The sequence below is a fragment of the Exiguobacterium sp. SH0S2 genome (assembly GCF_004337185.1).
Lineage (GTDB): Bacteria > Bacillota > Bacilli > Exiguobacteriales > Exiguobacteriaceae > Exiguobacterium > Exiguobacterium aurantiacum_A.
Window position 1 is genome coordinate 175,969 of the sequence record NZ_SJVB01000002.1, and the last position, 22,823, is coordinate 198,791.

Annotated in this window: 18 protein-coding genes; 4 read left to right on the top strand and 14 right to left on the bottom strand. The window is 54.2% G+C overall.

What is annotated here, in order from left to right:
- Nucleotides 1-3: 3 nt before the first annotated feature.
- Nucleotides 4-2,328 carry an ABC transporter permease gene (locus EVJ21_RS05735; protein WP_131490071.1) on the top strand — a complete coding sequence of 775 codons (2,325 nt, stop codon included), beginning with the start codon at nt 4-6 and terminating at the stop codon, nt 2,326-2,328.
- Between the two features lie 85 nt (nt 2,329-2,413).
- Nucleotides 2,414-3,139 (top strand): DUF4261 domain-containing protein, encoded by a 726-nt coding sequence (locus EVJ21_RS05740; RefSeq protein WP_236633341.1) that lies wholly within the window; start codon nt 2,414-2,416, stop codon nt 3,137-3,139.
- A gap of 294 nt (nt 3,140-3,433) precedes the next feature.
- Here EVJ21_RS05740 and EVJ21_RS05745 read toward each other — a convergent pair whose 3' ends face one another.
- The 7 genes from EVJ21_RS05745 to pulA form a co-directional block, all read right to left on the bottom strand.
- Nucleotides 3,434-4,339, bottom strand: coding sequence for a DUF5996 family protein (locus EVJ21_RS05745; RefSeq protein ID WP_131490072.1), 906 nt, complete (start codon nt 4,337-4,339; stop codon nt 3,434-3,436).
- 106 nt (nt 4,340-4,445) lie between these two features.
- Nucleotides 4,446-4,769, bottom strand: coding sequence for a thioredoxin family protein (locus EVJ21_RS05750; RefSeq protein WP_131438813.1), 324 nt, complete (start codon nt 4,767-4,769; stop codon nt 4,446-4,448).
- Between the two features lie 19 nt (nt 4,770-4,788).
- On the bottom strand, nt 4,789-5,640 hold the full coding sequence (locus tag EVJ21_RS05755) for a DegV family protein (RefSeq protein WP_131490073.1): 852 nt from the start codon (nt 5,638-5,640) through the stop codon (nt 4,789-4,791).
- Nucleotides 5,641-5,754: 114 nt separating this feature from the next.
- Entirely contained in the window at nt 5,755-6,171 is a 417-nt protein-coding gene (locus EVJ21_RS05760) for an RDD family protein (protein WP_236633340.1), read from the bottom strand.
- A gap of 19 nt (nt 6,172-6,190) precedes the next feature.
- On the bottom strand, nt 6,191-7,267 hold the full coding sequence (locus tag EVJ21_RS05765; protein ID WP_131490074.1) for a nitric oxide synthase oxygenase: 1,077 nt from the start codon (nt 7,265-7,267) through the stop codon (nt 6,191-6,193).
- Nucleotides 7,268-7,377: 110 nt separating this feature from the next.
- Nucleotides 7,378-10,224 carry a sensor domain-containing protein gene (locus EVJ21_RS05770; protein WP_131490075.1) on the bottom strand — a complete coding sequence of 949 codons (2,847 nt, stop codon included), beginning with the start codon at nt 10,222-10,224 and terminating at the stop codon, nt 7,378-7,380.
- A gap of 226 nt (nt 10,225-10,450) precedes the next feature.
- A complete protein-coding gene (gene pulA, locus EVJ21_RS05775; protein ID WP_236633339.1) occupies nt 10,451-13,372 on the bottom strand; it encodes a type I pullulanase in 2,922 nt (973 codons plus the stop codon).
- A 209-nt stretch (nt 13,373-13,581) separates the two neighbouring features.
- Here pulA and EVJ21_RS05780 point away from each other — a divergent pair, with 209 nt between their 5' ends.
- Nucleotides 13,582-14,712 (top strand): GGDEF domain-containing protein, encoded by a 1,131-nt coding sequence (locus EVJ21_RS05780; protein ID WP_131464164.1) that lies wholly within the window; start codon nt 13,582-13,584, stop codon nt 14,710-14,712.
- 29 nt (nt 14,713-14,741) lie between these two features.
- Here the strand turns inward: EVJ21_RS05780 and EVJ21_RS05785 are convergent, their stop codons facing one another.
- The 7 genes from EVJ21_RS05785 to EVJ21_RS05815 form a co-directional block, all read right to left on the bottom strand.
- Complete coding sequence (locus EVJ21_RS05785; RefSeq protein WP_131490076.1) at nt 14,742-15,311, bottom strand: hypothetical protein; 570 nt, start codon at nt 15,309-15,311, stop codon at nt 14,742-14,744.
- Between the two features lie 68 nt (nt 15,312-15,379).
- On the bottom strand, nt 15,380-17,038 hold the full coding sequence (locus tag EVJ21_RS05790) for an FAD-dependent oxidoreductase (protein ID WP_131490077.1): 1,659 nt from the start codon (nt 17,036-17,038) through the stop codon (nt 15,380-15,382).
- A 14-nt stretch (nt 17,039-17,052) separates the two neighbouring features.
- The gene (locus EVJ21_RS05795) at nt 17,053-18,339 is read right to left on the bottom strand and encodes an arsenic transporter (RefSeq protein WP_131490078.1); all 1,287 of its coding nucleotides are present in this window, start codon (nt 18,337-18,339) and stop codon (nt 17,053-17,055) included.
- Between the two features lie 30 nt (nt 18,340-18,369).
- Nucleotides 18,370-18,648, bottom strand: a complete 279-nt coding sequence (locus EVJ21_RS05800) for a Fe-S cluster assembly protein HesB (RefSeq protein WP_131490079.1) — start codon at nt 18,646-18,648, stop codon at nt 18,370-18,372.
- The gene (arsA, locus tag EVJ21_RS05805) at nt 18,645-20,405 is read right to left on the bottom strand and encodes an arsenical pump-driving ATPase (RefSeq protein WP_131490080.1); all 1,761 of its coding nucleotides are present in this window, start codon (nt 20,403-20,405) and stop codon (nt 18,645-18,647) included. The genes EVJ21_RS05800 and arsA overlap by 4 nt, the downstream gene beginning before the upstream one ends.
- A gap of 11 nt (nt 20,406-20,416) precedes the next feature.
- Nucleotides 20,417-20,776 carry an arsenite efflux transporter metallochaperone ArsD gene (gene arsD / locus EVJ21_RS05810; protein WP_131456514.1) on the bottom strand — a complete coding sequence of 120 codons (360 nt, stop codon included), beginning with the start codon at nt 20,774-20,776 and terminating at the stop codon, nt 20,417-20,419.
- A gap of 13 nt (nt 20,777-20,789) precedes the next feature.
- The gene (locus EVJ21_RS05815; RefSeq protein WP_070328555.1) at nt 20,790-21,107 is read right to left on the bottom strand and encodes an ArsR/SmtB family transcription factor; all 318 of its coding nucleotides are present in this window, start codon (nt 21,105-21,107) and stop codon (nt 20,790-20,792) included.
- A gap of 229 nt (nt 21,108-21,336) precedes the next feature.
- Here EVJ21_RS05815 and EVJ21_RS05820 point away from each other — a divergent pair, with 229 nt between their 5' ends.
- Entirely contained in the window at nt 21,337-22,818 is a 1,482-nt protein-coding gene (locus EVJ21_RS05820) for a SulP family inorganic anion transporter (protein WP_131464176.1), read from the top strand.
- Nucleotides 22,819-22,823 lie beyond the last annotated feature (5 nt).

Below are 22,823 nucleotides of genomic sequence, written 5' to 3' on the forward strand. Positions count from 1 at the left end.
ACCATGCTGTATAAAAACGTTTTGAAGACGCTCGTCGGCAAATGGATGCAGCTCGTCGCCATCGCCGTCATCATCGTCATGAGCTCGCTCACCTATACGATGATGTTCTACGGCATCAGCGGGATCGAGGTCCCGACCGAGGACTACTTGGCGTCGTCGAACCAAGAGGACTTCGCCGTCGAGATGCTCAACCGCGTCACCGCAGACGAAGCGAACGATCCCGAAATCGCCTCCCTCGTCGCCTCGGGCACGTATACGCTCGCCGACTTGAAACAGGTCGACCCGGAACGCTTCGACGACTTGATCGGCGCCCGGATCGACGCGGTCGAGTCCGTCATGCCCGAGGCGACACTCGAACTTCGCGAATCCAAACTGATCACTTATCCATTCGCGGGCAGTGAACATCGGGGGCTCGTCTTAAAAGAAACAATGACGATCAATCAATCTTACCTCGAAGCAGGATCGCGTCCGACGACCGACGACGAGGTCGCGCTCAACGCCAAATACGCCGAGAAGAACGGGATCGAGGTCGGTGACACGATCGACCTCGGCACGCCGTTCACGGTGAGCGGCTTCGTCTTGTTTCCGGATTATACGCTCCCGCTGTTCGATGAGAACTTCTTCAATCTCGACGCCGGGACGCAGACACTCCTGCTCATGACGGACGAGGCGTATGAAGCGATCGTCGGCACGGAGTCGTTCCGGCTCTCAGGCGTCACGGACGGCGCGATCGACACCGTCGAGCTCCCATTCGTCGTCTCGGTCATGGAGACGGAGAATATTATGCGCAGCGGGGCCATCTATAGTGAGATCTCGTCCGGGAAAGCGATGGCGCTCGGACTTAGCCTATTCATCGTCTCGATCGCCGTCATCATCGTCGCCATTCTCATCTCGAACATGCTCGAGGCCGAACGCGGTCAGATCGGGCTGTTGAAAGCGATCGGCTACAACCGGCGCCAGATTTCAATCCCCTACTTGGTGCTGATCTTGGTGTTCGCGACGCTCATGCTCGTCATCGGGTACTTCCTCGGCCTCTACTTCGCCGACCCGCTCAAAAACCTGTATCTCGACTTCTATCTGTTGCCATCGATCACGATCGCTCAAAACCCACTCGTCTTCATGACCGCCGTCTTCGCCCCGCTTGTCTTCTTCGGCATCGTCGCCGGTGCCGTCATCTACAAGCTTATGGGTGAGAGCGCGCTCGCACTGTTATCACCGCGCGACAACATATCGCTCAACCGGCTCAGCCGGCTCGTCAGCCGAATGCTAAGCCGGGCCAGCGGGAAAACGAAGTTCAAATATTTATACGCCGTCAAAAGCACGGGCAGCTTCATCATCTTCTTCCTCGGTATCTTGTTCTCGACATTGTTGATCGTGTTCGCACTCATGATGAACGGGGCCGTCGACCGGATGACGGTCGGCGGATTGAACGACGTCGACTATGCGTATGAGGCGTACGCGAACACGGAATCGCCGCCAATGCTCGCCGACGGTCAGGAACCGTTCCTCGCCTATCCGTTCGCGTTCGTCGAGGATCAACTCGTCACCCTTAAAGGCTTGAGCGACGACAACACGCTCTACCGGTTGCGAGACCGGGACGGGAACGAATTGACCCCTGCAACCGATGGCGTCATCGTCACCGAACCGCTCGCCTTAAAACAGAGCTTTGACGTCGGCGACACGATCGACCTCGAGCTCGACGGGGAGACGTTATCGTACCCGATCCTCGGCATCGCCGATGACTTCACGGGTGACGTCGTCTATTTACCGATTGAAATGCTCAGCAACGAGCTGACAGACGGCGCCTCGAGCGATTTGTTCAACGGCGTCTACGCCAGTGAACGGCCGGACGAGTCGGTGTATCCGACGATTCTGTCGCGCGACGGCTTGATCGAACAGTCCGAGTCGATCAACGAGTATATGAATTTGATGATGAACGTCATGATCGGCGGCTCCGCCTTGATCGCCTTCAGCATCTTGTTCGTCTTGACCGCGCTCACGGTCGAGAAAAACTATTACGTCATCTCGCTCCTCAAAGTGATGGGGTATAATCGACGTGAGGTCCGCTCGATGATCCTCGACAGCTATTTCGTCTACGCGCTCATCTCAGCACTCCTCAGCATCCCGATCGCCCTCGTCGTCCTCCGGATCATCATCGTCGTCTTCGCCGAGGACTACGGGCTCGTCTTGCCGCTCGAGTTTGAATGGATCTACGTGCTCTATACGGTCGGGGCCGTCACGCTCTTGTTCTTCGTCAGCACGTTCGTCAGCCGGCGCAAGATCGATCAAATCCCGCTCCAAGAAGTGTTGAAGACGTATCAAGAATAATTTTGCTCGAAATAGGGCATAATAAGAGAAGAGACTAGGCCTCTCGCTTGAGGGGCCTAACTATTTGCAGAAGAGGATGATTCTAATGAACCGTACACAAGTGTTGCTCGCTATCCCAGGAAACTGGCCATCGGCCGAGGCAGTGAGCGAAAAGATTAGTATACATAGCGAAGGCTACACAATGGCCGGCCTGTTGCTGTTAGAAGACGAGACCGGAAAAGCGTTCACCGTCGAAGTCGTCGAACGCGACCCAGCGCTCGCCGAGGCGATGATTCACGCCAGCACGAGCGGCTTCACACCGAAAATCGCCAAAGGACTTACGCGTCACACACATATCGTCTATTTGATCGGCGACGTCAATGATGTGACAGACATCGCCGCGGCCCGTCGCGGGGCGAACGCCCTGTTGAACGCCGGCGGACTCGGTGTCATGGTCGAGACGGCAGGCGTCGCTTATTCGAAAGACGAATGGCAAGCGTCGAAAGAAGAAGACCTCGCCCTCGACTACTCGCTCCTCACCGCCATCACGGAAGAAGAGACGGCGTACGTGTCGTGGGGCATGAAAGCGTTCGGCCATGCCGACGTCGCCGTACCAGAAACGCTCGAGATCGAAGACGCGATCCACGTCATCCATTCGTTTAACTTCCATTTGATCGCAGGCGGATCAATGTTCGGTGACGGCGACAGCTTCACGTTCGAGGACGGCAAGACGTTCACGGTCGAGATGGGCGAAGACGAGCGCACGTCAATCGACAACTTGCTCCATAACCCGTTCGGCTTGATCTACCTCGTACCACAAATTGCAGAATAACATGTCAATCGATTAATTTGGACCCACATCCAAATTGATCGATTTTTTGATATCGCTCGTCCTTCCGGCGCCCACGCTTTCCGCAGGCAATCCCGGAGCCGCATCGCGACTCGCGTCGCTGCTGGGTCTCCGTCGGATTGCTTTCCTGCAGGAGTCGGGGCGCCATCGGACGAGCAACAAAAAGGTACTGTTCGAAAACTAATCGAACAGCTAATAGCCGAACGGAAAATCATCCGTGTCGGAAATGGGCCATCTACTCGCTACCAGCCCCTAAAGTAAACAAGAGCTCACAGATCATTCGTCTGTGAGCTCTTGTTGTTTCGGCATGTCGAGCGGCATAAAGTAATGGTCGCACCCTTCCCATTCGAGCTGTTCGCTCAAAATATCGAACGACGTCCGGAAGAATGCCTGCACGTCTCTCGTTTCCCCTACGTTCTCAAGAGATAAAAAGAACTCGCTCTTGCCGGCATCATAATAGGCGTCTTGCGGTTTGAGCCGCTCCGTCCCGATCTCCGTGTACTGGAACGGGTAAGGCAAGATGAAGAACGTCGGAATATCGACCGCTTCATCACCGAGCCAAAACCCGAACTCGACCATGTGCTCGTCAAACGCCGCCTTCTCGATGACTTTATCTTGCGGGAACGGCTCAGGCCGTCCATAGACGATGAGCGACGACACGTCAAACGTTCCCCAAAACAGGCCTGGCTTCACTTTCCGACAGCGGAGCGGTGCGAGAAATGCCGTTTGCTCCCGCGCGGCGTATTGAAACAGACGGATGCCTCGTTGCGCCGCCATAGCGTCATAGGCGAGCGGTGTCTCGTCCCGGTCCAGATAACGTAACTCCCGCATCTCTTGCGTTCTCGGATTGAGGGCGACCGAGACGCCGTTTGCGCGCAGGGCACCCATGATTTCTTCATAGTACGTACTGATCGACTTGCCTGCTTCGAGCGGGAATACCGACGTGTCGGCACCGACTTGGACTCTGATATGAGATTGAAAGACATCGACGTCGAGTTGTAGCCACGTCTCCCCTTGCACGAGCGGGCCAGTCGAAAAGCCGCTCAGCGCAACGGGCAACGTGACGTGTGTCCATTGTGGCTCTTGCGGAGCCAAAGCCAACTTGATTTTCCCCAAGATTTGCGACAGCAAATGGAGCGTGAGCTTTGTCTCAGCCCATTCCGAGTGGCGTATCATCTCCATCACAGATTCCTCCGTTCCTTCGTTGCAAAAGTGACAGAACCACTTCATTAATTCCCGTTAAATCATCACGACAATCAAAAAAATCCACAGACACATGTCTGTGGATTTACTTTCTCATCTCTTGGAGCCGTTCGAGCTGGTGGGTCAACTCACCGATCGGCACGAACCGGGCCCGGCGGAGCATCTCTTTGCCGTCGATGAAGAACAAGACGACCGGTACGGTGAAAATCGAATAGGCGCCGGCGATATCCGGCACTTCGTCCGAATCGACCGCGACCGCCTCGATGTCGGGAAAATCAACGAGCATCTCCTCGACTTGCGGCTTGAGCGAGTGACAGACGCTGCATCCCGGGTGCGAGACATAGACGAGCAACTGCTCGGCCTCAGCAACCCGTTCATTCAACATCGAAAGTGTGTTCACAGCCTCCATGCTGTCTCCCCCTTTCAACTTAAGCGTCGAGCCAAAGCACACCGACCGTCTCAAAGCCGGCATGGACCGCAATCGACGGACAGAAACGTGTCTTCACGACGTCAACTTCCGGCAATTTCGCTTGGATGAGGGCGACGAGGTTGTCTTGCATCTCTGGAGCGAGCGCCGTCTGGACGAAGACACGGTTGTTATGGATTCCGTTCGCCGCATGAAGACGTTCGAGTTCTGTGACCATCTCAGCGTACGCTTTTTTGATCGAACGCACTTTCTTGAACGGGATGACTTTCCCAGATTCGTCGAGCGTGATGATCGGTTTGATGTTCAAGATGTTCGCGAGGAACATCTCACCTGATGACACACGTCCGCCCCGGCGCATCGTCTCCATGTTCCCGATGATCATGAAGAAGTTTTTCTTGTCACGCCACGCTTCGAGAAGAGCGACGATTTCCTCGACCGACTTGCCTTCCTTCTCGGCAGCGAGACCGAGACGGACGAGCTCTTGCTGCGCCTCGAGCGCTGCGTGCGAGTCGACCGTGTAAACTTTAAATCCAGCCGCCTCAGCCGCTGCACTCGAGTTTTTGACGGTGCTGCTCAATCCGTTTGAACAGTGGACGGCGATGGCGCAATCGTACCCTTCTTCTTTTAAGCGCTCGTAACGCGAGATGAAGTCACCAAAAATCGGTTGCGACGTCTTCGCTTCTTTCTTTTGGTCGATCATGTAGCGGTGCAATTCCTCAATCGAGAGGTCGACTTCACTGTAGCCGCTCCCGTCGACGATCAATTGGATCGGGACGATCTCGACGCCGAGCTGGGCGGCCTCCTCTTTCGAGAAGTTGGCCATACTATCGGTGATCCATGCAATTTTTGTCATAACAAATAGTCCTCCAGTAGTCGTTCAATTTTTTCCTCTTTCATTATAACCCATTTTCCCCGCCACTTCCCCGAAGAAAAAAGCAGAACGATTGCGGAATCGTCCTGCTCCCGTTCATTTTGTCGAAATCAGTTTCGTGTGGGCGAACTCATCGTGCGGCAGTTCGAGGTCTTTATTCGACTTCATCTGTTGAAGTGCACGAAGAAGTGGTAGACCGAGCGTCGCCGGATAGACGACGTCCTTGTAGAGCGTCCGTTTCATGACTTGTTCGAGCGTTAGCGGCCGGCCGTCTTGGCTCACGACTTTAATCCCGACGATTTTGTCGCCGATCGTCTGCCCGTCCCGGTTGAGCAAGAAATAGGCTTCTCCTGCGATGGAGACGATTGTCGGTAAGTAATAATGCTTCACTTCTTTATCCGGCCAGATTTTTTTACGGATCGTCTTCTCGACGAGTTTCGCGGGTGCTTCTAATAGGATTTTATCGATTCGACTAGCTACAGCGCGTTTCCAGATTGGGACTGCCACGTTCATCATCCTTTCGTTTCGTTTCCTAGCCTTTAGATTCCTCTTTTGGCTTGGCTTGAAACGCTGAAAACGGACAACCTGACCGCGCGAACAAGTTCGGCGTCACAATCTTGTCATCATAGTGCCGATGAAAGACGTGGGTCGAGGCCGGTGACAGCGGCGGGATGAGCCAACTCCACTGTCCGGTCACGTCACGACCGGCGTCCGTCTCATTTTTCTCGAACCGTTTAAATTGTTTCGCCGCTGTATGATGGTCGACAATCGTCACGCCGGCGCGCTCGAACGATTGCAAGACGGCGACGTTCAGCTCGACGAGGGCGCGGTCACGCCAGAGCGTCCGCTCTTTTGTCGTATCGAGACCGAGTGATGCCCCGACAAGCGGGAGCAGGTTGTAGCGCTCGACGTCGGCGAGGTTGCGCGCCCCGATCTCTGTCTCCATGTACCACCCGTTGAACGGGACCGATGTGAAGCGGTGTCCACCGATTTCAAGCTCCATGTCAGCGATGGCCGGGACGGCGTGCCACTTGACGTCACGTCCCCCGAACAAATCGACGTCGTCATGGCGAATATCGACCTCGAGCACGGCATCGGCCGGCAGTTCATACATGCGGATCTCGTTCCCGTCTGTAAGCAAGAGCGGTAACAGATCGAAAGCCGTCCCAGCCCCGACCCACCCGAGACGCATCGCCTGTCTCGTCATCGACAGCGATAGCGGGTCACCGACGATGCCGTCTGTCGTCTCGTACGCCGCGTAACGGATGAGTTGTGTGTTCAAAATCCGAAAATGGTTCGGGAGGACGGTCATCGTCGAGCGAATCTTTCCGCCGTTCGTCGCGTAGCGAAGATGGGCGACGATTGCTTCAAACACATCATCAAACGTTTCCGCGTCACGCGCGTCGTGGACGGTGAGCGTCTGCCAAAACAAGCGGCCGATGCAGCGGTTCGAGTTGCGCCATGCGAGTTTTGCCCCGGACGCCAATTCGTCCGTCGTGAGCGTGTACGTCCCGGTCCGCTCGATTTCGGCTTCGATCTCCCGTAACCGTTCGGTATGCTCCCCTTCAAGTTGTGAGAAAAAGTGGCGGGCTGCCTGTAGTCGATCCATCGTTTCTGTCTCCTCTTCTGATCTGTCCCTTCCATCTTAGAGAAAACTGCGTCCCGTTTCTAGTTTTAGAGCGCACAAAAAGCGAGCCGGCAAATCCGGCTCGCTTTGTCTCATCTTTCGATTAAATCTTTCGCTTGTTGAATCGTGAAGCCGCGCGGTTTGTCACTTTCGAGCGCGGTCAACCGTTTCTCGAGTTCGACGGTCTGTTCGTACGTCGCTTCATATTGATACAATCCGTTCGCAAGCTCGGTCAATCGAGTCACTTGAATCGGCAGCGACGGCTGCCCGTCATCAAGCAAGATGACGAGATTGATGTCACTATCGACCGGTAACCGGATCGAGCCATAGAAGGCGACCGCTTTAAATCCACGCTTCATGATGACGATCGGCGATGTCCCAACCGCGACGGCTTGATTGCGCAGGCGCGTGATCGTGATGCCGGCGTGGATCAACCGGTTCGACGGTTGGATCGTCTCGACGTACTCCTCGATCGGAATGAGCGTTCCCGTCTCGAGCGCTTGTTCAAAATCGGATTCTCGCAACGGTCGGCTGAAAATGAAACCTTGAATGACGTGACAACCGAACTCACGGAGTCGAAGTAAGTCATCCATCATCTCGACACCCTCGACGACGACGTTCATCCCGAACTCTTCGGCGATGAGGAGCAGACTCCGGATGATGCCTTGGGCTTTTCGGCTTTGGTTGACGTTATGGGCGAAGATACGGTCAATCTTGATTGTCTGGGCACTGTACGCCTGTAAGTAAGCAAGCGACGAATACCCTTTACCGAAGTCGTCAAACGCGATCGGGATACCGAGGTTGTTCAACCGTTCGAACGCTTGTGTGATCTGCTGGGCGTCGTCTAACAGTGACGTCTCCGAGATCTCGACTTCGAGATACGACGCCGGGACGTGGAAGCGGTCTAACATATCTTCGAACACGCGTTCAAACCGTTCTTGATACAAGTATTTGGCTGAGACATTGATCGAGATCGGGACTCGATGTTTGAGCGACGTGATATAGCGGCACACCTCTTCGATCAACCAGTTCGTCAAATCGAGATGGAGGCTGCTCTCCTCGGCGAGCGGAATAAATTCGGCTGGCGAGATCGAGCCCCACGTCGGGTGCGTCCAACGCATGAGCGCCTCGGCTCCGACGATTTGACCGGTCCAGGCGTTCACTTTCGGTTGATACATCAAATAGAATTCGTTGTTTTTAAGCGCACCTCGCATATCGCGCAACAGCTCGTAGCGTTTGAGTGACTCGATGTCCATTTGCGACGAATACAGTTCGAGTTGCGTCCCGAACTTTTTATCGGCCCGGTTCATGGCGACGCATGCGTGCTTGATCAATTCGCTCGCCTGTGCCCCGTCTTCAGGATAGCGGCTCACGCCGATCGAGATTCGCGCGAACAAGTCATACGCGTCAATATGGAACCGGTGCTTCGACAGCGTTCCTAACTCTTTCCCGAGCGCAAGCACTTCCGGGTCTTCCATCCGGCGCGGCAACACGATCAAGACGTTATCCGCATCGAGATGACCGAGCAAGGCGTCTTGTGGCAACAGACGAATCAATTGGTTCACCGTCGCGACACGCCACTCGTCACCGAGCTCGTAGCCGAACGTATTGTTGATCTCGGCAATCCGGTTGAACGAAAGCGAGAACAATGTGAACGGGTCGCGTTTGCGCGTGAGTTGATAGACCGATCCTGTGATTGACTCACGGTTTGGCATGTTTGTGATCGGGTCGAGCGAGGCGAGGCGCCAAATCTCTTGTTGCTGTTCTTTCAATTGGGTGATGTCTTTGACGAGCGTCCGAAACCCGATGACGATTCCGTCTTCAGAGAAAATCGGTTCCCGGTTCTCTTCGATCCATTTGACATTGCCTTTCGCATAGATACGATACGAGAACGTTGTCGGTTTACCGCTGAGCGTCACTTCTCGGGCTTGGTTCACTTTCGGCACGTCGTCAGGAACGACGACACGCTGCCAATAGTCAGGGTGTGTGTTGAACTGGTCTTCCGTATAGCCAAAGATGTGCGAGAAGCCCGGCGTCAAAAACTTAAACTGTTTCGTCTCGAAATAACGTTCAAAAATGACCGAGTCGACGATTTCGCACAACTGCTTCACTTTGGACTGCTCCATCGTGAGCGCTTCTTCGACTTTGACCAAATTGGTGACGTCAAACATTGCCCACGTCACCGATTTTCGATCTTTTGACATTCCGACTTTGACGATCAAATCCAAATATTTTTGTTGCTTCGGATTGAACGCCTTGATTTGGGTCTCATACTCTTGCACGTCAGCATCGTGGATGAGCGTCTCGATGGCTGCCGCAAATTCTGGACGGTAATCCTCATGGATCATGTTACGGAAATGTTCGCGTTTCATATCTCCCAGTTGCCGCTTAGATAACCCGAGCAGTTCACCCGTCTGCGGTGAATGGTAAAACTCGCCGGACTCGAGGTCAAGTTCGATCAGGATGAGACCCGGGATGCGCTCGAACAGCGTCCGTCCCACTTTCATCCGATTGTATCGTTCGCGCAGTTCCATCTGGGTCGTCAAGTCTTTGACGACGCCGTACAGACCGGTGATGACCCGGCCGGTATAGAGCGGCGTATTCGTGACCGACAGATGAATGCGTCGCTTGTCCGCATTCAACGCTTTCAGTTCATAATGGACCGTCTCCCCATGGAGCGCCCGCTGATGAAAGGCGTGAACACGTTCGCTTTCTAGTTTTGGAAGCCAGGAGTCAGGATCGACGAAACGCTCCTCTTCCCCGCTAAAGAGAAGCGACAACTTTTCGTTCGAGTCGACGAAGTTCAAATCTCGATCAAGGACGTACACCGCGTCAGGATATTGATCGAGCAATAACGGATCGATATTGATTCTCCCCTCATGCTCGGCCTGCTCAACGTTTGATTCTAATACATGCTTCCAATTACGGAAGAAGCCCATGTGTATCACTCCTTCGTGTGACAAATGTCACGTTTCGATACGTGTTAACTTGATTATACAAGATTGACTAGTTGAAAGAGCTTCTGCATTTTGCAAATAAGGGAAATGAACCGTATTACATACATATATTCAAAAAAATGTCATGTCTTAATGTGCTGTCAACCTACTCCTCCACACGATGATGACGCAAAAAAGACCACGGATATGTGCTCCGTGGTCTCGCGCATTATGGTTGTTTTACGACGACCGTCGCATACGATGGCACGTCGACATAGCCCGAGACGCGTTTGATCGTCTTCGTTCCTGCCTGACTGCCGTCGACAATCACGTTCCACTGTCCTGTCGGAAGTTTCACTTTGACTGTTTCTGCGTTGGCGTTATGTGTGATGAACAAGTCTTTCTTCTGGCCAGGCGCTTTGTCATCGATCAAATACGTGATGACGTTTGGCGCAGAACGATAGAACTTGACGTTCTTCTTGACGTCAGTCGCTTTCGTCATGCGAAGCCCTGGGTTTTGTTTACGCATCTCGATCAAGCCTTTCATGTACTGGACGTCCGCCTTACGTTCAGCGGCGCGTTTCCAATCCATTTGGTTGATGCGGTCCGGTGATTTGTACGAGTTGTGATCGCCTTCTTTCGTCCGCATGAACTCTTGACCGGCGTGGAGGAATGTCGTCCCCTGGCTCGTCAAGAGGATGCTTGACGCGAGACGATGCATCTTCGTCCGGTCAGCTTCCGCCGTCTCTTTATTCGTGAGTTCGAGCTTGTCCCAAAGCGTGTGGTTGTCGTGCGCTTCGACGTACGTGATCGCTTGCGTCGGCTCTTTCGTGAAGCCTTTGATCTCGGCATTGTAGTCGATCTCACCGACGATTCCCGTCTTGATGCGGTTCTCAAGACCGTCTTTGCCGTTGATGAAGCCGTTGTCCGTGTCGATAAAGACGCTGCCTTTCAAGCCGTCACGGATGTTGTCGTTAAAGTGCGCGACGCGGGGCATCTTGTAGGCGTTCTTTTGGTTCGCTTTCAGTGCCGGGTCGAGCGGTGTGCTGAGGTCCCAACCCTCGCCGAAGACGAGGATCGATTTATCGACTTTGTCGAGCGCTTGACGGACTTGGTTCATCGTCTCGACGTCGTGGATGCCCATGAGGTCGAAGCGGAACCCGTCCCAATGATATTCTTGCGCCCAGTAGACGACTGAATCGACGATGAGTTTTTGCATCATCTTACGCTCAGACGCGGTGTCGTTGCCGACGCCCGTCCCGTTCGCGAAGTCGCCGCCTGCCGTGTAACGGTAGTAGTAGCCTGGTACGATCTTATGAAGGTTCGAGGCTTGCGCATCGAACATGTGATTGTAGACGACGTCCATGACAGCACGCAAGTTGTGGTCGTGGAGACCTTGAATCATTTCTTTCATCTGCATGATTCGAACTTTTGCGTCATAAGGGTTCGTCGAGTATGAGCCTTCCGGCGCGTTATAGTTTTTCGGGTCATAGCCCCAGTTATATGTCGCGTTCGGTTTCGTCTCGTCGACCGAGGCCGTGTTGTAGTCATACACCGGGATGAACTGGACGTGCGTCACGCCGAGGTCTTTGACGTGGTCAAGGCCTGTCTTCGTCGCCGTCTTCTTCCCGTTTTCAATCAAGCGAGTACCCGGTTGAACGACACCGAGGTATTTACCTTTATAGCGAATTCCTGAATCGTACGTGTTCGATGTGACGTCAAAGATTGAGAAGTCACGGACGTGTGTCTCGTAGATGATTGCGTCCGTCGCGTTTTGAAGCTTCGGTTTCATCGAGTTCCAACGTTTCGGTTTCGTCTCGTTCAAGTCGACGATGACCCCTTGGTCCCCGTTGACGCCGACCGCCGTCGCATACGGATCGACCGCACGGACGCTGCCTGACGCATGCTTGACGTTGTACGTGTAGCCGATGCCGTCGAGGTCACCGCGGACTTCAGCAGTCCACGTGCCGCGTTCGCCACGCTTCATCGCAATCGTTTTCTTGATATCCTTGTCGTTCGCTGGACGCTCTTTCGGCATGTTCCACAGTTCGAGTGAAACGTCTTGAGCCGTCGGTGCCCAAAGCACGAAGTTCGTCTTCGACTGCTTGTATGTGACGCCGAGCTTGCCGTTATACGCATACTTCGCATCGAATTCCGGTGACCGGAGCACGTCGCCCGCTTGCAGCACTTTGTCACCGAACGTCGGGTGCGACGCCGTGATGACTTGCGCCAAGTCGAGGTCAGCACTGAAGTTTACCGTGACCGATTTGTCGCCAGTCTTCTCGACCGACTCGACTGCCGCGCCATCGACCTTCAATTCACTAAGGAACTGCTCATCGATCGCGCGGTTGAGCGTTAGTTCCGCCTGACGGAACGTGTTTGCCTCGAACGAGACGATTTTTGGTGAGCGGTCGATTTCTGGCTCTGAATAGTAAATCGTCGAATCACCTTCGACGAGCCAAATCTCTTTCGCCGTGCTGAGCGCGAAGCGGTCTTCGCCGTCCTTGTCGGACCATTCGCCTTTTTTCGTGATCAGACCGATGAGTTGTTTCGCATCCGGATTCGCAAACTTCACGTTCGCGACACCGCCGTAGGCGTCCGTCTCATCAAAGTTGATGCTTTGACCGTCGCCACCGTCCGGCCACGTCCAAACACCCCAGTCGGTGTATGTATTGTCATAGCGGAAGTAGTGGACTTTCATGTCGACTTCCGTCTTCGCCGTCTCCCCGTCCGGGTTCGACGTGTAGATTTTCGAGTCGCCCGACTTGATCCACACTTCGGCGACACCGTCCTTGATCATGTCTTTCGTGATCAGGCGGTCGTTTTCCGACCCTTTATCCTTGTCCCAATTGTCCGTTCGGACGATGAGACCGATCTGTTCAGGTGAGTCGACCGGGAATTCGTAGGCCGCCACCTTGCCGTAATCGTCCTCGCCGTTAAAGGCGAAGCCTTTGTTCGGGAAGTAATCTGGGCCATTCGCCCAAAGCCATAAGTTCCAATCCATTTGATTGTCTGGCGCCTCTTGATAGTGGACGACGACTAGTGTCGACTTGCCTTTATCAAGGGCAGACGCTGACATCGGAAACATCGACAGAATCAGTGCAAACGTTAGCACAACTGCCCATACTGGTTTCCATTGTTTGTTGACCATGTGGGTCCCTCCTTGTAGCATGAATTTAGGAAAACGCTTACACAAAAATTGTAAACGTTTGCTTCCTTAATTTCAATTCTTTTCTAAATAAACAACTAACGTTTCCCATATCAAGCCACTTGTTGGTTCGAACTCATTTTCCCATCACAAAATGATTGCTTTTTTATCCTCATCTGCCGAATATAGAAAATAGGGGAGGAATTTTTAAAATGTCGATGACCAATTTAATCAATAACTTGATTGCCAACGCCAGCTTACTGCTGATCGGCCTTTATATGATCTCGCGCCTCACGAAGCTCGGGTTCACGAGCAAGCTCCCGTTAAGACGGCAAATCACGATTTCACTACTCCTCGCCGGCCTGACGATCGTCATTACGTTGCATGGTGTGCTCTGGAACGCCCAAGCCGACTTTCAGTACGGGTTTGTCCCCATCATCATTGCCGGCCTTTACTTTGGCCTCCAAGGCGTCCGGATCACGTACGTCTCGAGCATACTGCTGCTTCCGTTCATCATATCGGATACGTTGCTGTTAATCGTTTTTCTCGACTATACGGTCGCGGCCACAACCGCAGTCGTCTATATGAAACTCCGGGAGCGAATCAAACCGACGCGGGACATCCGCATCGTCAACGCCATCAGCCTCGGATTTATCGCCTTGTTCTCGCTCTTAAACTTTAGTACCTATACCGCTCCAAAAATGTACGTCTATACGTTGATTGCTTTCGTCACGATTGGATATTCAACCGGGTTCGTCCTTCATATCGTCTATGGGGGCATCCGCAAGATGCAGCGCACGGAACGGCAGATCACAAAATATCGAGAAGCCGCCTACACCGACGCCTTGACGGGTCTTGGCAACCGTCGTCGCTTCGAGGAAGAGATGAAGCGCGTCGACGAGGAAGTGTTCTCGAGTCCTTACGACATCACGCTGCTCTTACTCGATATCGATCATTTTAAATCGGTGAACGATACGTATGGCCATGATGCCGGCGACGCCATCTTGATCGAGCTTGGCAAACGGCTCACAGAGACGGCCCGTACCGATGACATGGTGTGTCGCCATGGCGGCGAAGAGTTCTCGGTGCTGTTGTCGGACTGCAACTTGTCGCAAGGGTTCGTCATCGCCAACCGCTACTTGCGTCAAATCGCGGAAAGTCCATTTTTGCTCCCGGACGGCAAACAGCTCGACATCACCGTCTCGATCGGTGTCGCGAGTACGTCCGAACCAAAGATCGTCACGTCCGAACAACTCACCAAAAAATCCGACCTCGGTCTGTATGTCGCCAAACGTAGCGGTCGCAACCGGGTCAGTAAATGGAATCAGCAACAAGCGAACTAACCCCCGATGTCAGCGCATCGGGGGTTAGTTCACAATTTGTTGAATTCGTCTAACGATTCCAAATACCGGCGATAACTCAGTTTAAACTCCTCGTCCGTCACATCTGGCGGCCACATCGCTCTCGGGATGAGTCCTGTGAACTTCGCCCCGCCTGTATGCGCGTAAACATAAGAGACAACCTGTTCACACATATCGCGCGTCAAAAAACCGGTCACAAACTTCCCGTCCTTACTCTCGAGCACGATATCGAGCCGGCGACCTTCCATTTCATCAATGATCAGTTGATTGTAACGACGATGTTCCTCGTCCTTATGTTTGTATACCATCCCACGCCGTGCGTTATCCTCACGTTCCCATTTGTGGTCCTTTTTTTCCTTCGCCGTAAAAATTTTATCGATCATACGCGGGTCATCAATCGTCAAACAGCAGAAGATATGCTCATACGACAGCTGATCATCATTCACGAGGTCCATAATATCCGTTTTCGGAATGATGCGTGCCTTGTAGCGGACCATCACACGCCGGACGACTTCTTCTTTTTCAAAAATGAGCCATTGCTTTCGACGTTCGAACTTTTCATGCAACATCCGGTAGTTCATGATATTCACCTCACTGATAAGCATATCAAAACAGAGCGTCCGAAAAAATGATTCGGACGCCCTGTTTGTTAATTCCCGTGTTTTTTGAATAGTTGATAGTTCTTGTTGCCGCCTGACAAGTTGTAGACGTCGGTGAAGCCGAGGTTACGGAGCACGTTTTGCGCTGCGTTCCCGGTGACGCCGCCGTTGCAGTAGACGACCGTCGGCTTGTCTTTCTCGAGGTCTTTTGACGCCTCGCGAAGCTTGCCGAGCGGGATGTTGACCGCACAGTCGACGCACGCCTTCTCAAACTGCGCCGCTTTCCGTGTATCGATGACCTGGATGTACTCGTCCGCGTCGATCCGCTGCTGTAGCTCAGCCGGCGTAATGAGACGGGCCGACTTGTTCATGCTGTTCGCCAGTGCCATCCCCGTGTACATGACCGGGTCTTTCGTCGTCGAAAACGGCGGTGCGTACGCGAGGTCGAGATGGAACAAATCATCAACTTTCGCTTTGAACGTGATCGCCGTGACGAACACGTCGATACGCTTGTCGACGCCTTCGAAGCCGACGATTTGGACGCCGAGCAGTTGACGTGTCGCCCGGTCGCCGATCGCTTTGATCGTCATGTCTTTCCCGCCCATATAGGCCGGCTTGTCCGGTTTCGTGTTGTGGAGCACTTCGACGTCGTAGCCAAGGTCACGCGCTTCACGCTCCGAGAGGCCCGTCTGCGCGACCGCGAGGCCGAACACTTTGAAGATGCCCGTCCCGAGGATGCCGCGGTGTTCGAGTTCCCCGCCCGTGAGCAGGTCACCTAGTGAACGTCCCATCTTGTTCGCCGTCGAGCCGAGTGGGCGCCAAATCGGTTTACCCGTGACGAGCGAGACGCTTTCAGCGACGTCGCCGGCAGCATAGACGCTGTCCACGTTCGTCTCCATCCGTTCGTTGATGGCGATTGCACCCGTCTCACCGATTGTGACACCGATCGACTTGGCGAGTTCCGTGTTCGGACGGACACCGACCGATAGGATGACGAGGTCGGTCTCGACCGTCTTCCCGCTCGCGGTGACAACGCGTTCGACGTGACCGTCGCCGACGAGCTCTGTCACGGTCTCACCGAGCAACAGCTCGATGCCGTTCTTCTCGAGGTGGTCCTCGACGCGGCACGCCATGTCTTTGTCGAGCGGCGGCATCACTTGCGGGATGCGCTCGATGATCGTGACGTCGATGCCACGAAGTTTGAGCTGCTCGGCCATCTCAAGACCGATGAAGCCGGCCCCGATGACCGTCGCATGTTTCGGGTTCGTCGCGTCGACGAAGTTGCGTGTCGCTTCCGCGTTCTGGATGTTGCGGATCGGGAAGACGTTATCTGACTTCACGCCCGGAATCGGCGGGACGATGCTCGAGGCACCGGTCGCGAGGACGAGGACGTCATAGCTGTCCGTGAACGTCTCACCCGTCTCCAGGTTTTCGACCGTGACCGTCTTCGCGTCCGCATCGATCGCCGTCACGTTATGACGCGTCATGACATCGATGTTGTAACGCTTTTTGAAGAAAGCGGCGTCGCGTGGCGTCAAGTCATCGCGTGACTCGACTTCGCCTCCGACGTAATATGGGATCCCGCAACCCGAGTAGGAGATATCGTAATCACGGTCGTAAATCGTAATTTGTGCGTCTTCGTTGTTACGACGTGCTTTCGCCGCGACCGATGTACCGGCAGCGACTGAACCGATGATGACTAACTTCATAAAAAATCCACTCCTCAATATAGTAGTAAGCTGATATACAGGCCGAGCAACGTGATGGCAAGCGTTGGGATCGTCAAGATGATTCCAACTTTAAAGTATTGTCCCCAACCGATCTTAAGTCCTTTCGTCCGGAGCACGTGAAGCCACAAGAGCGTCGCGAGCGACCCGATCGGTGTGATCTTCGGTCCCAGGTCGGAACCGATGACGTTCGCATAGATGAGCGCTTCGCGAATCTGACCCGATGTATTCGTCAAATCGATGGCGAGCGCGTCGATCATGACGGTCGGCATGTTGTTCATGACCGACGATAAGATCGCGGCCAAGAAGCCCATCCCGAACGTGGCCGTTAACACGCTACCTGAGAACCAGTCGATAAAGTTGGCGAGCACTTGCGTCAGCCCCGCGTTTTGTAGGCCGTAGACGACGATGTACATCCCGAGCGAGAAGAAGACGATCGCCCACGGCGCGCCTTTGACGACTTGCTCCGTCTTCACAGCAGGCGAACGGTTCGCCATGATCAGGAAGAACAAGGCGATGACACCGGCGACGAGCGAGACCGGGATGCCGATGATGTCGCTCGTGAAGTAGCCGATGACGAGCAGAGCGAGGACGACCCACGACAAGCGGAACATCTTATGGTCTTTAATGACCGTGCTCGGCTCGACGAGTTTTGACAAGTCGTACTGCTTCGGGATGTCTTTTTTAAAGTACAAGTACAAGACGAGCAAACTGCCGGCGACGGCGAACACGTTGACGAACACCATCCGCGCCGCATACTCGGCAAAACCGATCTCGAAGAAGTCGGCCGAGACGATGTTGACGAGGTTCGAGACGACGAACGGCAAACTTGCCGTATCGGCGATGAAACCCGAGGCGATGACGTACGCCAAGACGACGGCGTCCGGTAGTTTAAGCGCCCGTACCATCGCGAGCACGATCGGCGTCAAGATGAGCGCCGCCCCGTCGTTCGCGAATAATGCGGCGACGAGCGCACCGAGAAGCGTGATGTAGACGAACAGTTTGACACCGCCCCCCCCGGCGATCCGAGCCATATGTAAAGCGGCCCATTCAAAGAATCCGATCTCGTCCAAAATGAGCGAGATGAGAATGATGGCGATAAACGTAAACGTCGCGTTCCAAATGATGCCCCATACGGTACCGACGTCATCAAAATTGACGACCCCAGTGATGAGGGCAATGGCCGCCATCCCCATCGCCGAGTAACCGATGCCGAGGCCTTTCGGTTGCTTGATGATGAGGAAGAGCGTCACTAAAAAGATGATACTAGCAATCCACTGCACAATGAGTTCCTCCAATAATCTCTATTTTTGTTAGCACGTTTCTTGAAGACCACGGAGCACGAGGCTCGCACTGTCTTCTGTCGATTCGACGTCGAGTGTGACGTTCTCCGCCATCGCTTCTGCGTCTTTCGAGACAGCGAACGTGAGGCCGTCATAATCTTTCACGTCGTCCGTCGCTTCCGGAGCGGCGATGTGAAGACCGAGCGTCGGGCCGCAGCATCCTGCTTCCGTACAGATCCGGACTGATTTCACTTCTTCATCCTCGAGTGCTGTTTTCATAAAATCGATCGCTTCATTCGTGATGTTCATTTGATTTCCTCCTTCAATAGTTGAGATAACGCCGGATAGCCGACCGGCAAGTGTTCTTGCCACGACAGTAACGTCGGACGCGGATACGTGTTCACCCGTTCGAGCCAAATCGCCTCACTCGCGACTTTCGCCGTGAGCAGTTTGCTTTCGACGTCGAGCGGTGTGAATGATTGGTTGACGACCCAGGCGAACGGACGGATGCCGGCCCGTTCCAAGTCGGTGACGAGCCGCTCGGCTTCATACACTGGTGTCGCTTCAGGGAGCGTCGTGATGACGACGTGCGTCTGTTTCGGGTCACGGAGCTTCGGCAACAGTTCGCGGACCGCTTCCGGGACGACACCGGTCGAGCGTTCGAGCTCACGGTGATAGCTCTCGGTCGCGTCGAGCAAGAGCAGTGTATGTCCGGTCGGTGCCGTGTCGATGACGACGAACCGGTCTTTCGCTTTGGCGACTTGACCGGCGAAGGCACGGAACACCGCAATTTCTTCCGTACACGGCGAACGTAAATCTTCTTCAAGCATCGCGTGCTGTTCGTCGGTCATGTCCCCCGCTTCATGGAACACGTCGGCCCGATAGTTCTCGATCTCGACTTTCGGGTCGATCGCGTCGACGGTGAACGTGGCGGGCACGTCCTCACCGATTGTGAAAGCGACGTGTGCCGCCGGGTCGGTCGTCGTCAAATGGACGGCGTGGCCGCGTTCGCTCAAAGCGACGGCGAGGAGTGAGGCGAGTGTCGTCTTGCCGACCCCACCTTTGCCCATCGTCATGATGACGCTCGGACCGTCCGCTTCGATTTCATCGACGAGCGTATCGATCGAACCGTAACGGCTCGCATCATATGTCATATCCGGTACGTCGACCGTCTCCCCGTTCACCCAGCGGCGCAGTGCCGGGACGCCGACCAAGTTCTCGTAGGCGTATGGGAGCGTGAACGTCTCGAGCGTGTCGACGCCTTGTGGCAAGTTGTCGAGCGCGTCTTGTTGGCGCTCGATGAACCGTCTCGTATAACGGTCCGTACCTTCCGCCGGGTCGACGACACCGTTGATGACGAGTTGCATCCGCTCGATCCCGATGGCGTGGAGCTCCGTTGCGGCACGACTCGCCTCGACGAGCGTCGACGTCTCAGGACGGGCGACGAGCAACAGTGTCGTCTCGTCCCCGTTCGAGAGTGTCTCGACCGCCAGTTTATATTGGTGTTGCTTGTCTGATAGACCAGCGAGCGGACCGAGGCATGAGACGCCGGTCGTGTTCGTCTCTAAAAATTCGTCCCACGCGCTCGGGAGCGTGAGCAACCGGAGCGTATGCCCGGTCGGTGCCGTGTCGAAGATGACATGGTCGTACGTGTCACGGGCCGTCTCTGACGTCAACAGCTCGGTGAACTGATCGAACGCCGCGATCTCGACCGTACAGGCACCGGACAGTTGCTCTTCCATCGACTGGATGGCGACGTCCGGGAGCACGCCGCGATACGGGCCGACCATGCGTTCCATATACGCTTTTGCCGCTTCTTCCGGGTCGAAGTTCGCAATCAATAGCTCCGTCCCCGGGACTGCTCGCGGTGTCTCGTCAAGTTCCATCTCGAACACGTCCTGCAAATTACTTGCCGGGTCGGTCGAGACGAGCAAGACGCGCTTGCCACGGTCAGCGAGCGTCAAGGCGAGGCTCGAGGCGGTCGACGTCTTCCCGACGCCGCCTTTCCCGGTCAAAAACATGTAACGGGTCGGCTCAATCGTATTAAAATCAAAGCGATTCATCATGACGCGCCTCCTTATTTTTTAAGCGTGATGCGGACTTTCGGTTTCTCGCCGTCTTGTTTCGCGAACGCCGCGACCGGGAGACCGGTCAGTTCAGCGATCTCTTCGTTCGTCATGTAGGCGCCGCGTTTGACGATCTCACCGTCGATGACGGTGAGCGGGAGCGTGTCGAGCCCTTTCGTGATCTCGGCTTGCACGTTTGCGTTTTCAACGAAACGGTTCGGCTCCGAGGCGAGGTTATAACGCTCGACGTCGAAACCGCGTTGTTTCAACACGTAATGGATCGTCGCGATCCGCGTCAGTTCCGGGTCGATCGATGGGCCACATAGTCCGGTCGGACAGCACATGGCCGGTTCGAATACTTCAAGTTTCATCGTTTATTCCTCCTTAAATGGCACACTCGGCGTCACAGTCACAGCTCGCATCGATCATCTCGACTTGTCCGAGCAGATCGACGACGATCGAATAGAACGGGCTCGCCTCGTTCAACCGGTAATGGATCCATTGCTTGTCTCGGCGCTCGAGCAGCAGTCCCGCTTGCCGCATCATCTTCAAATGCCGGCTGATCGCCGGCTGCGAGATGTCGAAGCAGTCAACGAAGCTGCAGGCACACTGTTCCCCATCCTGCATCTGCTTTAACATCGTCAACCGCGTCGGGTCAGCGAGCACTTTGAGCACTTTACTCAGTTCTTCTGCGGTATGCATCGTCATTCTCCTTTACTCCGTGTATAACAAAACCGTTATATAACCTTTACGTTATGAAATTACCATAGTTTTTAATGATAAGCAATTGTCTTTTCTGAAAAAGTTCGTTATGATAAAACACGTTGTGAAAACATGTGTCGGTTTAACCGCTTCCTTCATATAATGACGCATTTGATCTTCGTGAGACTCGGAGGTCAAAGTCAAAACTATAAAGAGAGGTGTGTTCTTTTTGGAAAAATTGAATACTGTCAAACAAGAATGGCTCGGTAACGTCCGGGCTGACGTCCTTGCGGGGATCGTCGTCGCGCTCGCCCTCATCCCTGAGGCGATCGCATTCTCACTCATCGCTGGACTGAACCCGATGGTCGGTCTATACGCTTCATTCATTATCGCCATGGTCATTTCGATCACGGGCGGTCGACCAGCGATGATTTCAGCTGCAACCGGGGCCATGGTGCTCCTCGTTGTCGATTTAGTTCGAGATTACGGTCTCCAATATTTATTAGCAGCCGGTATTTTAGCCGGTATCATTCAAATCGTGCTCGGGTTCTTTGGTATAGCGCGTCTTATGAAGTTCATCCCGCGTGCGGTCATGGTCGGCTTCGTTAACGCCCTCGCTATTTTGATCTTCCAAGCTCAATTACCAAACTTTGAAGGCGAGAGCTGGATCATGTGGGCGATCGTCGCCGCATCACTCGTCATCATCTTCTTGTTCCCACGTATCACGGGCGCAATCCCGGCACCGCTCGTCGCCATCGTCGCGATGACGCTACTTGCTGTCTTTATGGGGCTCGATACGAAAAACATCGGCGACATGGGGACGATTTCAGCAACGTTGCCGGAATTCTTATTCCCTGACGTTCCGTTCACGCTCGAGACGCTCATGATCATCTTGCCGTATGCCTTCTCACTCGCCTTCGTCGGCTTGATCGAGTCGTTGCTCACAGCTCAAATCGTCGATGACATGACAGGAACGGATTCGAACAAGAATCGTGAGTCAAAAGGTCAAGGGATCGCCAACATCATCGCCGGTTTCTTCGGCGCGATGCCAGGTTGTGCGATGATCGGCCAATCGGTCATCAACGTCTCGTCTGGAGCACGTGGCCGTCTATCGACGTTCGTCGCCGGACTCGCGTTGTTCATCATGATCATGACAATCAGTGACGTTCTTATGTTGATTCCAGTCGGCGCCCTCGTCGGTGTCATGTTCTTCGTGTCGTATGCGACGTTTGACTGGGGCTCACTTAAAGCGCTCCGGACGGCACAAAAGTCGGATACGGTCGTCATGCTCGTCACCGTGCTCGTCACTGTGCTCACGCACGACTTGTCAATCGGTGTGTTCGCCGGGATTTTAACAGCTGCGATTTTGTTCGCCGCGAAAATCTCGAAAGTCGAACTCGACCGCAACGTCGAAGCCGACCACGCCCACTACGTCGTGAACGGTCAATTGTTCTTCGCATCAACGTCTGAGTTCGTCAACCAATTCGACGTCGAAGAAGATGTCGAGGCAGGCATCAAACATGTGACAATCAACTTCTCGAACACACACCTTTGGGACGATTCGGCCATCGGCGCCATCGACAAAGTCGTCTTCAAATACCGTGCGAATGGAATCGAGCCAGAACTGTTGAACTTGAACAAAGATTCAGAGAAGCTGCTCAATACGCTCGCGCTTCACTTGAAACAACAAGATGCCGGCATCGGACATTAATTCGG

Bases quoted from the DNA above. Each gene is read 5' to 3' on its own strand.
- EVJ21_RS05770 (WP_131490075.1), bottom strand. From the start codon at position 10,224: ATGGGCTTCTTCCGTAATTGGAAGCATGTATTAGAATCAAACGTTGAG.
- EVJ21_RS05790 (WP_131490077.1), bottom strand. From the start codon at position 17,038: ATGAAGTTAGTCATCATCGGTTCAGTCGCTGCCGGTACATCGGTCGCG.
- EVJ21_RS05800 (WP_131490079.1), bottom strand. From the start codon at position 18,648: ATGAACATCACGAATGAAGCGATCGATTTTATGAAAACAGCACTCGAG.
- EVJ21_RS05755 (WP_131490073.1), bottom strand. From the start codon at position 5,640: ATGACAAAAATTGCATGGATCACCGATAGTATGGCCAACTTCTCGAAA.
- arsA (WP_131490080.1), bottom strand. From the start codon at position 20,405: ATGATGAATCGCTTTGATTTTAATACGATTGAGCCGACCCGTTACATG.
- EVJ21_RS05815 (WP_070328555.1), bottom strand. From the start codon at position 21,107: ATGCATACCGCAGAAGAACTGAGTAAAGTGCTCAAAGTGCTCGCTGAC.
- arsD (WP_131456514.1), bottom strand. From the start codon at position 20,776: ATGAAACTTGAAGTATTCGAACCGGCCATGTGCTGTCCGACCGGACTA.
- EVJ21_RS05745 (WP_131490072.1), bottom strand. From the start codon at position 4,339: ATGGAGATGATACGCCACTCGGAATGGGCTGAGACAAAGCTCACGCTC.
- EVJ21_RS05735 (WP_131490071.1), top strand. From the start codon at position 4: ATGCTGTATAAAAACGTTTTGAAGACGCTCGTCGGCAAATGGATGCAG.
- EVJ21_RS05750 (WP_131438813.1), bottom strand. From the start codon at position 4,769: ATGGAGGCTGTGAACACACTTTCGATGTTGAATGAACGGGTTGCTGAG.
- EVJ21_RS05760 (WP_236633340.1), bottom strand. From the start codon at position 6,171: ATGAACGTGGCAGTCCCAATCTGGAAACGCGCTGTAGCTAGTCGAATC.
- EVJ21_RS05765 (WP_131490074.1), bottom strand. From the start codon at position 7,267: ATGGATCGACTACAGGCAGCCCGCCACTTTTTCTCACAACTTGAAGGG.
- pulA (WP_236633339.1), bottom strand. From the start codon at position 13,372: ATGGTCAACAAACAATGGAAACCAGTATGGGCAGTTGTGCTAACGTTT.
- EVJ21_RS05740 (WP_236633341.1), top strand. From the start codon at position 2,414: ATGAACCGTACACAAGTGTTGCTCGCTATCCCAGGAAACTGGCCATCG.
- EVJ21_RS05780 (WP_131464164.1), top strand. From the start codon at position 13,582: ATGTCGATGACCAATTTAATCAATAACTTGATTGCCAACGCCAGCTTA.
- EVJ21_RS05785 (WP_131490076.1), bottom strand. From the start codon at position 15,311: ATGAACTACCGGATGTTGCATGAAAAGTTCGAACGTCGAAAGCAATGG.